General features: G+C 69.1%; 9 protein-coding genes and 1 pseudogene. 6 read left to right on the top strand and 4 right to left on the bottom strand.

The window, feature by feature from the left end:
• Positions 1 to 142 precede the first annotated feature (142 nt).
• From AC3A3X_RS16810 to AC3A3X_RS16785, 6 genes are all read left to right on the top strand, one after another.
• On the top strand, positions 143 to 1,072 hold the full coding sequence (locus AC3A3X_RS16810; RefSeq protein WP_487584147.1) for a DMT family transporter: 930 nt from the start codon (positions 143 to 145) through the stop codon (positions 1,070 to 1,072).
• 9 nt (positions 1,073 to 1,081) lie between these two features.
• On the top strand, positions 1,082 to 2,080 hold the full coding sequence (locus AC3A3X_RS16805; protein WP_487584146.1) for a pyridoxal-phosphate dependent enzyme: 999 nt from the start codon (positions 1,082 to 1,084) through the stop codon (positions 2,078 to 2,080).
• 224 nt (positions 2,081 to 2,304) lie between these two features.
• Positions 2,305 to 3,063, top strand: a complete 759-nt coding sequence (locus AC3A3X_RS16800; protein WP_487584145.1) for a V4R domain-containing protein — start codon at positions 2,305 to 2,307, stop codon at positions 3,061 to 3,063.
• Between the two features lie 77 nt (positions 3,064 to 3,140).
• Complete coding sequence (locus AC3A3X_RS16795) at positions 3,141 to 3,890, top strand: MHYT domain-containing protein (protein WP_487584144.1); 750 nt, start codon at positions 3,141 to 3,143, stop codon at positions 3,888 to 3,890.
• A gap of 186 nt (positions 3,891 to 4,076) precedes the next feature.
• A complete protein-coding gene (locus AC3A3X_RS16790) occupies positions 4,077 to 4,505 on the top strand; it encodes a ketosteroid isomerase-related protein (RefSeq protein ID WP_487584143.1) in 429 nt (142 codons plus the stop codon).
• Positions 4,506 to 4,622: 117 nt separating this feature from the next.
• The gene (locus tag AC3A3X_RS16785) at positions 4,623 to 6,140 is read left to right on the top strand and encodes an ArnT family glycosyltransferase (RefSeq protein ID WP_487584142.1); all 1,518 of its coding nucleotides are present in this window, start codon (positions 4,623 to 4,625) and stop codon (positions 6,138 to 6,140) included.
• A gap of 17 nt (positions 6,141 to 6,157) precedes the next feature.
• Here AC3A3X_RS16785 and AC3A3X_RS16780 read toward each other — a convergent pair whose 3' ends face one another.
• From AC3A3X_RS16780 to bioH, 4 genes and pseudogenes are all read right to left on the bottom strand, one after another.
• On the bottom strand, positions 6,158 to 6,763 hold the full coding sequence (locus AC3A3X_RS16780) for a hypothetical protein (protein ID WP_487584141.1): 606 nt from the start codon (positions 6,761 to 6,763) through the stop codon (positions 6,158 to 6,160).
• Positions 6,764 to 6,923: 160 nt separating this feature from the next.
• The gene (locus AC3A3X_RS16775) at positions 6,924 to 7,916 is read right to left on the bottom strand and encodes a multidrug resistance efflux transporter family protein (RefSeq protein WP_487584140.1); all 993 of its coding nucleotides are present in this window, start codon (positions 7,914 to 7,916) and stop codon (positions 6,924 to 6,926) included.
• On the bottom strand, positions 7,913 to 8,827 hold the full coding sequence (gene bioC, locus AC3A3X_RS16770) for a malonyl-ACP O-methyltransferase BioC (protein WP_487584139.1): 915 nt from the start codon (positions 8,825 to 8,827) through the stop codon (positions 7,913 to 7,915). The genes AC3A3X_RS16775 and bioC overlap by 4 nt, the downstream gene beginning before the upstream one ends.
• 131 nt (positions 8,828 to 8,958) lie before the next feature.
• Positions 8,959 to 9,717 (bottom strand): annotated as a pseudogene (gene bioH, locus AC3A3X_RS16765) (pimeloyl-ACP methyl ester esterase BioH); the annotation flags it as partial.
• Positions 9,718 to 9,742: the final 25 nt, after the last annotated feature.

The following is a 9,742-nucleotide window of genomic DNA, read 5'->3' as shown; positions in this document are numbered from 1 at the left end:
CCTTCGGACAGGATGTCCGACGAAGGGGCGGAGCAATCCCCGGCCCGGCGGACGACGCCCCTCCGCAGACGCAAGCCAAAACGCATTGCCCTGTCCGCAGGCCGATGCCAGCATGCCACGCCTTCCTTCCCCGAGAGCGTCGATGACCCTGCACCGTGCGTCCGGCCAATGGCGGCTGGGACTGCTGCTCACCCTGGTCACCGCGCTGTGCTGGGCGACACTGCCGGTCGCGCTGAAACTGGTCCTGGAGGTCCTCGACCCGATCACCCTGACCTGGTTCCGCTTCCTCGTGGCGGCGGTCGTGACCGGGGCCTGGCTCGGCGCGCGCGGCAAGCTCGGCGGATATGCCCAGCTCGGTCGCCGCGGCGCCGCGATGCTGGCGCTGGCGGCGCTGATGCTGGTCGGCAACTACGTCTTCTATCTGCTCGGCGTGCAGCACACCACGCCGGCCAATGCCCAGTTGCTGATCCAGCTGGCGCCGCTGCTGATGACGCTGGGCGGAGTGTGGGTGTTCGGCGAGCAGTTCCGCGCCGCGCAGTGGCTCGGCCTGGCCTTGCTGGTGACCGGCATGGGGCTGTTCTTTGCCGACCAGCTGGCCGCCAGCGCACGCGCGCCCGGTTACGTGCTCGGATCGGCGCTGGTGATCGTCGGCGCGATCGTCTGGGCGGTGTACGCACTGCTGCAGAAGCAGCTGCTGCTGCGCCTGGGCTCGATGCAGGTGCTGCTTTTCATCTACGCCTTCGCCAGCGTCGCACTGCTGCCGTTCTCGCATCCGGCGGCGCTGCTGCAACTGGACGCGGTGCACTGGGCGATGCTGCTGTACTGCGCGTTCAACACCATCGGCGCGTATGGCGCGTTCGCCGAGGCACTGGCGCACTGGGAGGCGTCGCGGGTGTCGGCGATCCTCGCCACCACGCCACTGCTGTGCATCGCGGCAGCCACCGCCGTGCACGCACTGTGGCCGCAGTGGCTGGCACCGGAACGGATCACCACGCTGGGCTGGATCGGCGCGGCATTGGTGGTGGCCGGCTCGGCGGCGGTGAGCCTGCTCAACCGGTCTGCGTCGCGCTAGCATCGGCGCATGACCAACGTCGCTCCTGCCCAGCCCGCCACCCGCGCCGCCACCCTGCCCGACTTCGACGCGGTCCTGGCCGCCGCGGCGCGCATCGCCCCCCATGCCCACGTCACCCCGGTGCTGCGCGCGCACAGCCTGGATGCATTGGCCGGTTGCGAGCTGCACTTCAAGGCCGAGCACCTGCAACGCGCCGGTGCCTTCAAGTTCCGCGGTGCGTGCAATGCGATCTGGTCGCTGACGCCGGCCGAAGCCGCGCGCGGCGTGGTCACCCATTCCTCCGGCAATCACGGCGCGGCCTTGGCCCTGGCTGCGCGCACGCGTGGCGTGGCCTGCCACGTGGTGGTGCCCGAAGGCGCAGTCGCCGCCAAGGTCGCGGCCATCGAAGCCTACGGCGCCGTGCTCCACCGCTGCGCGGCCACCATTGCCGCACGCGAAGCCAAGTGCGCCCAGGTACAAGCCGACACCGGCGCCGAACTGGTGCATCCGTACACCGATTTCCGCGTGATCGCCGGCCAGGGCACCGCGGCGATGGAGCTGCTGGCCAACGACATCGCGTTCGACGCGCTGATCGTGCCGGTCGGTGGCGGCGGCCTGGCCGCGGGCACGGCGCTGAGCGTGGCCGCGCTGTCGCCGCGAACGAAGCTGTTCCTGGCCGAGCCCAGCGGCGCGGCCGAGACCTGGGCATCGATGCAGCGCGGTGAGCGCGTCGCCCAGTTCACACCCGACACCATCTGCGACGGCCTGCGCGGCACCCTGGGCGAACCCAACTTCGTCATGCTCCACCAGCATCGCGCCGAGGTCCTGAAGGTCGACGACCGCGACACGGTCACGGCGATGCGCCTGCTCTGGCAGCGCAGCAAGCAGATCGTCGAGCCATCCTCGGCGGTCGCGCTGGCGGCGGTGCTGACGCGCCAGGACCTGTTTGCCGGCCAACGCGTCGGCATCGTGCTGTCCGGCGGCAACGTCGACCCGGACGCACTTCCGGAGCTGTTCGCGCGCGGCTGACCATCCGGACGAATGCGGATGGACGAAAAAATCGCGATTGCTTTTCGTCCGGCCGGGAACGCATCATCACATTGCTGAACTTGGCCGGAGCTTGTGCCGACCAAGGGATTGCGACCAGGCCACGGGTGGGGACCCGAATGGCAGTCGCAGGTCGTCCGGATGCGCCGACGCAAGGACAGCGCGAAAACTGATCGGAACAACACTCAAGGCCAGGGGGGTGGCTGATGGTGGATGTCGAGTTTCGCGTGGTCGCCGACCGCCGCGAAGGATTGCTGCTGGCCCTCGGCCAGATCGTGATTGCCAAGGGATTCACCCTGCTCCGCCAGCGCATGGCCAGCGGTGACGATGGCGTGGTGCTGACCATGCTGGTGCGCGGACAAGAGCAGCAACTGCTGCAACTGGAAGAAGCCGTCGGCACCCATCCGCTGGTGCGCAGCTTCGAGGCGTCCGCGGCCAGCGGCGCCGCGCCACCGGCATCATCACCGCCCCCGCCCGCAGCCAGGCAGGCAGTGCCGGCCCGCAGCCAATCGACTGTCGCCGTTGATCCAAAGCGGGTCGAGACGCTCCTGCCGCAACTGGCACGCGACTACCCCAACATCTTCATCCCGCTGATGTCGCTCGAGCACGAGTTGCCGGAAGAGCAGCGCGAGCCGACGCTGCGCTACCTGGGCCAGCGCGTCGGTGCCTGGGTCTACAAGCGCGACTTCGCCCTCGGCGGACAGCTCGCCGTTGCCGACGGCGTGCGCCACATCGCCCTGCCGGCGATGCGGCAGATCGTGCAGGCCGAGCTGCACGAGGCCAGCCTGGTCATCCACAACAGCCCGTTCTGCCATCGCGGCTACCACGGCGCCAGCTGCCACTTCCTGCGCGGAATGCTCGGCGGGCTGCTGGGCGCGTGCCACGGCGGCGAGCGATTGCGCGTGCGCGAAAGCCGCTGCCGCAACGCCGGGGCCGACAACTGCAGTTTCGATTTCCACGCCTGAGCTGTCTTCCAGGGCCGCTGCGCCCTGGCGCCGCCATCACGCACACCAACATCGCGCACACCAAGGGGAGATCCGCAATGCCGCACGACCATGCCATCCAGTGCCTCCATGATCCGCTGCTCGTCGTCCTTTCCTATCTGGTCTCGGTGCTGGGTTCGTTCACGGCGCTGCAGCTGGCCATCGCCATCCCGAGCGCACGCGGCGCCAGCCAGCGCTGGCGCGCCGTCTTCGCGGCCGGCGCGGCGATGGGCGGCGGCGCGATCTGGGCCATGCACTTCATCGCCATGCTGGCCTGCAAGATGGACATCGCGGTGACCTATGACCTGGGCACCACCGCGTTCTCGGCAGCGGTCGCCATCGCCTCGTGCATGGCGGGACTGGCGATCGCCGGGACCGGCATGTTCGGCTGGAGCAAGCTGGTCGTGGCCGGACTGTTCATGGGCCTTGGCGTGACCGGCATGCACTACAGCGGCATGGCCGCGATGCGGATGCCGGCGACCATCAGCTACGACATGGGCCTGGTCGCCGCCTCGGCGGCGATTGCCATCGTCGCATCGGTGGTGGCGCTGTGGCTGGCCTTCAACCTGCGCGGCCGCCTGCAGATGCTGGGCAGCGCGCTGGTGATGGGCGTGGCGGTCTGCGGCATGCACTACACCGGCATGCAGGCAGCGCGCTTCGTCCCGGATGAACACGCCGTCGCCGCCGCCGGCGGCCTCAGCGGCGCCAACCTGGGCGTGGGCATCTTCATCGTGACGACAGCGTTGCTGGTGGCGGTGCTGTCGATCAGCATGATCCGCCAGCGCCAACGGGCTGCGGTGCAGATCTGACGGTATCGATCCGACGGCGCCGGCCTGACGACGCGAAAGGGCCGGACCGACCGTCCGGACAGAAGGCCCGCCACAAGCGGGCCTTCTGCATTTGCGCTTTTGGCGGAAGTGTCACGTTCGCAGACCCCCGCGGCGCCGCTATCATCGCTGTTCCGGCCCCCCACCGGCCCGCAAGGACAGGCGAAGATGAAGATCGACGGAACCCGCAGTCACGACCGCGCCACGGAGCTGATCCTGGCGTACTACGCGGCGTTCAACCGTGGCGACTGGGACGCGATGCTGGCCCTGCTTGGCGAGGGCATCGTCCACGACCTCAACCAGGGCCCGCGCGAAATCGGCCACGAGGCCTTCGCCGCGTTCCTGCAGCGCATGGCCCGCAGCTATCGCGAGCAGTTGCACGACATCGTGGTCATGGTGTCCCCCGACGGTGCGCGGGCCGCGGCCGAGTACATCGTCCATGGCGAGTACATGGTCAGCGATACCGGCCTGCCCGAAGCACGCGGGCAGAAGTACGTGTTGCCCGGTGGTGCGTTCTTCGAGGTCAGCGACGGACGGATCCAGCGCGTCAGCAACTACTACAACCTCGAAGACTGGATCGCCCAGGTCGGCGGCTGAGCCCGCTTCTCCGGCCCGGTTGCTGCCAGCCGGCTGCGTTCCGACAAACGCCTTACGTTTGACACCGTAGAGTCGCGCTGCCCGCTCTGGCCAACGAGCGCCAGCCCTCGAGTCCGCATGCCCCGCGCCCTGCGTTCACCGTCGCCCTGGATCGCCGTGATGGCGATGGTGCTGGCGCTGTGCTTCCTGGGCACGCGCGGGATGTGGGATCCGGACGAGGGCCGCTACAGCAATGTCGCCCTGAACATGCTCGACAGCGGCGACTGGCTCAATCCGCATCGCAACCACGAGGTCGGGCACTGGACCAAGCCGCCGCTGACCTACTGGATGATCGCCTCCAGCATCGCCGTGTTCGGCGCCAACACCTGGGCCGCGCGACTGCCGGCGGCACTCTCGTACCTGCTCTGTGTCTGGCTGACCTGGCGCATCGCGCGCAGGTTGGCGCCGGGCAGCGGGAATGCCGCGGCGCTGGCCTATGCCAGCATGTGGTTCACCGTCGGCGCGTCGCAGTTGATCACCACCGACTACGTCCTGGCGGCGTGCGAAACCCTGGCGATGTGGGCCTTCGTCGAAGCACGGTTCACTCAGGCAGGCTCTGCTGAAGGCCACGCCGGCCAGTCGCTGCATCCGGACCGCTGGATCGCACTGATGTGGGTCGGGTTCGCACTGGCCTTCATCACCAAGGGACCGATCGGCCTGGTGTTTTTGCCGGTCATTTTGCTGTTCGATTACCTGATGCCGGGCCGGCGCCTGCACAGGGTGCTGCAATGGTCGGGCATGGTGCTGTTCGCGGTGCTCGCGTTGCCGTGGTACCTGGCGGTGTTCCATGGCAACCCGGGCTTGTTCCAATACTTCTTCGGCGACGAGGTGGTGAACCGCATGACCACCGGCGAATTCGGCCGCCACGCCGAGTGGTATGGCTGGATCGAGATCTACCTGCCGACGGTGGTGATCGGGACGCTGCCGTGGACCCCGACGTTGTGGCGATGGGTACGCCGATTGCCGGCACTGGCGACGCCCTGGCGCGGCGATCCGGCACGACGCCTGGCCGACGCGCACTGGTTGCTGGCATGCCTGTGGCTGCTGTTGCCGCTGCTGGTGTTCTGCTTCGCGCGATCGCGGATGCCGCTGTATCTGTTGCCGCTATTCACTCCCATGGCCTTGATCGTGGCGCTGCAATGGCAAGAAGAGAGCCGGCCACTGCCGCGCTGGCCGTGGCTGCTGGCATGGGTGGCGCTGCTGCTGGCGCTGAAGCTGGCGCTGGCCTGGTGGCCGACGCACAAGGATGCCGGGGCCTGGGCCGAAGCCATCCGCGAACGCGCGCGCGTGCCCGTGGAGGAAGTGGTGTTCGTCGAGGACATGGCCCGCTACGGCCTGCACCTGCACCTGGGGACCGGCACGGAAGTAGAGAAGATCTCACTGGAGACGCTGCAGCAGCCGCGCTTCAATCCGCCTTACGACGAGCCGCTGGTGGTCGAACTGGCCGAACACGAGAGCGGCGTGGTCTGGGTGTGCAAGCAGGTCGACTGGCCGGTCGTGCAGGCGCGCATCAGCGCACTTGGGTACCGGGCAACGTTACTGGGTACGCCGTACCAGCGGCGCGTGATGTTCGAGGTGCGTCGCAGCGACGAATAGCCCGGCGACGAGACCGGTCAGCGTGCGGCCCCGGCCACGGCCAGGTAGTCCAGCCCCTGGCTCAGCAGCAGGCGCATCACCGAAGCCCGCTCGGTCAGGGGACGGGTCTGCAATGCATCGAGCAGTGCGCTGACCGAGCGGCATCGTGCCGGATGATCGTTGCCGTTGAGCCCGGCAAGGAAACCGTCGTTGAGGATCGCGGCGCGGACACCCGCGGCCTTCAATGCCTGCTGCGCCAGGGCCGGGTCGTAGGGCTGCGGCGGGTTCTGCGCCGAGGCGACGAAGAAGTCGGCGACGGCATTGGCGAAACGTACGCGGCTGGGCTGGCTCAGTTGCGAGGCAATCTGGTTGTAACCGTCGACGGTGCGCTCGGCTTGCGGGTCGAACAGCTCGCACATCACCCGCGCGTCCTGCGGCGACTGCGCGCCGGCATGGATGGCCTGGAACAGGCCGTCGACGCTGGCATCGGGAGCGCGCAGCAGCATCTGGCGGCTGTCGCCGAGGAGTGCTCCGGCATCGATGCCCCATTGCTCGAGCAAAGGGTCCTGGGCGAATGCAGGCGCGCTGGCGAGCAGCGACAGGGCCAGCAGCGGGCGGAAAGCGAGGCGGGTGATGGGCGGCATGGGTGGGAATCTAACCAAGGGCACCTGAACGTGTCCGCCAAGGCAACGCCGAACCAGTCGAATGTCGTCCCGAGCGCAGCGAGGGACCTGCTGCCCCACATCGGAAAGCTCCACTGCGGAAAACAGATCCCTCGCTGCGCTCGGGATGACAAGACCTGCCCTACGCGCCGCGGTCGCTGCGAAGCTCCTGCGTCGCGCGCCGGTCGCCGGCCGCCGCGCGTGCGGCGACCAGACTGAACACGACGATGCCTACCACCACCAGGACCGCGCCGCCGAGCGCACGGCCTTGCGGCCACTGCTCGCCCAGCCACAGCACGCCGATCAGGGTTGCGAACAGGATCTCGGCCGCCTGCATCGCTTCGGCCGCGGCCAGCGCGGTGGGGTCGTTGCGGACCATGCCGGTGGCCTGGAAGAACAGGATCGTGGCAATCACGCCGGCGCCCAGGGCGACACCGCCGGCGAGCCAGACCTGCCCGGCCGATGGCAGCCCGGTGCCGGTCCAGGCCAGCGCCGCCACCGCCAGCCACAGCGGCTGGCTGGCCAGGGTCATGCCGAACACACGCTGGGTGGCGTTGAGCTCGACGCCGGCCCTCTCCAGATGCAGCAGCAGGCCGCGATTCCCCAGCGGGTAGGCGAAGGCCGATACGGCGACCAGCACCAGGGCGATCCAGCCGTCGCGATCCAGGCCGCCACCGCCGTGGCCGAACTGCATCAGCAGCACGCCGGCCACGACCAGCAGGCCGGTGAGCAGCGCCGGCAGCGGTATCCGTGCGCGCGCATCGCGATAGAGGAACGGCGCGCACAGCATCCCGGCGATCACGGTGAGCTGGAAGGTGCCTGCAATCAGCCACGACGGCCCACTGGATGCGGCAAAGCTCAGGCACAGGTAGAACAGGACGAAGCCAATCCCGCTCCACAGCAGCCACGGCCCCGGGTGCGCGCGGATCGCGCGCCACACCGGCGCCATGCCGCCCTGCCAGCGCATCACCGGCAGCATCAGCGGCAGCGTGATCAGGTAGCGCAACGATGCCGTCCACGCCCAATGTCCGCCTTCCACCGCGGCAGCGCGGTTGAGCACGTAGGTGCAGGTGAAGAAGAACGCAGACGCCAGGGCAATGGCGACCGCGGCCAGCGCGACTCGGCGCATCGTCATGTGCGTTTCCTGATCGGGATCCGGCTCACCGGCACCTGCACTTCGTCGACGCCGCCGACGCGGATCGGCGTGCCCGGTTGCGGACCCCAGGCGTGTGCGTAGATCACTTCCCATGTCGCCGGCAGGCGGCCGTCGCGCCGCCACGGCTCGTAGGCCTGCGCGGCGCGGGCGAAGCGCTCGCGGCCGGTCAGGCTGCGGCGACGGTCGATGTTGGCGTTGGTCGCGCCGAGCGTGCGCAGCTCGCGCATCAGCTCGCCCAGGTCGGCATGGCCGAGCACGAACTCGTCGCGGTCGAGCACGGGGTTCTTGAAGCCGGCGGCGATCAGCGCGTCGCCGAACTGCGCGATCGTTGCGAATGCACTGACGTGTGGCACGTTGTCGGCCTGGGCGAAGGCGCCGCGCAGTTCGTGCAGGGTATCGGGACCGAACGTCGACACCAGCATCAGGCCATCGGGCTTGAGCACGCGGCGGAAACCGGCGAATACCGCCGGCAGGTCCTCGACCCACTGCAGGCACAGGTTGGAGAACAGCACGTCGACACTGCCGTCGCGCAGCGGCAAAGCGCGCGCATCAGCGCAGATGGCGTCCGGACGCGCTCCGCCGAGGAAGCGCGGACGCCAGTCGCCGGCGTTGTGGCGCGTTTCGCGCAGCATCGGCAGGGCCAGGTCGAGCGCGACCACCTGTGCCTTCGGCCAGCGCTTCTGCATGGCGATGCTGGCGTGGCCGGGACCGCAGCCGATGTCGAGCACCACTTGCGGCGGTGCACGATCGAGCGCGGGATCGTCGAGGTAGTCCAGCTGCTCCATCAGGCGCGAAGCGACTTCGCGTTGCAATGCGGCGGCGTTGTCGTAGCCGTGTGCGGCGCGGGAGAACGCGCGGCGGACCTGGCGGTGGTCGAACAGTTCGGTCATTCCAGCACCTGCGCCACATCTCGATCGTCCATCGACCCGTCATCCCCGCGCAGGCGGGGACCCAGTGGCGTTGCCTCGGTTACAGGGGAGGTCAAAGTCGCTGGGTTCCCGCCTTCGCGGGAATGACGGCTTACCTCGTCCATGAAGGCATCGATTTCCCCTGCCACCTGATCCGTCGCGCCCAGGAACGGCGCATGCCCGGCATTGGCGATCACCACGCTGCGCGCGTCCGGCGCCAATGCCGCCGCAGCGGGCATCGCACCTGCCGGGACCAGGCGATCGCGGCGCCCGGAGATCCACAGGCTCGGCACCCGCAGCTCGGCAAGCTCGGCGCGCAGGTCCAGGCCGTCGAGCAGCGTCAGGCCTTGCTGCAGCGCGCGCCCGGCCGGTTCGCCGCGCTCGAACGCCTGCACCTTGAGGCTGCGCAGCTCTTCCTGCGCGTGCGGCGAACCCAGCGCCTCCAGGGCGAGGAAGCCTTCGAGCGTGCCGCGAAAATCCCGACGCAGGGCGTCACCGAAATCGCCGAACAGTTGCGGCGTGACGCCGTGCGGCCAGTCCGTGCCGGCGACGAAGCGCGGCGACGAGGCGATCATGATCAGGCCGCGGACGTGCTCGGGGAAATCCAGCACGGCGCGCAGTGCGAACTGCCCGCCCAGCGACCAGCCCAGCCAGACCGCGTCGGGCACGCGCGCAACCAGTTCGGCGGCCAGTGCTTCGGGCTGCAGCGGCGTGGCGTCGTCGCGGGAATGGCCGTGTCCGGGCAGGTCGACCAGGTGCAGCGTGTAGCGGTCCGCCAGGCGATCGGCCAGGGGCGCGAACAAGCCGCCGTGCATGGCCCAGCCGTGGATCATTGCCAGCGCGGGACCTTGCCCGCGCGTCTGGATGTACATGTTGTTGCCTTGGAACAGTTGCCTT

The sequence above is a fragment of the Lysobacter sp. Soil_N_23 genome (assembly GCF_057656135.1).
This window is presented reverse-complemented; position numbering and strand designations above follow the sequence as displayed.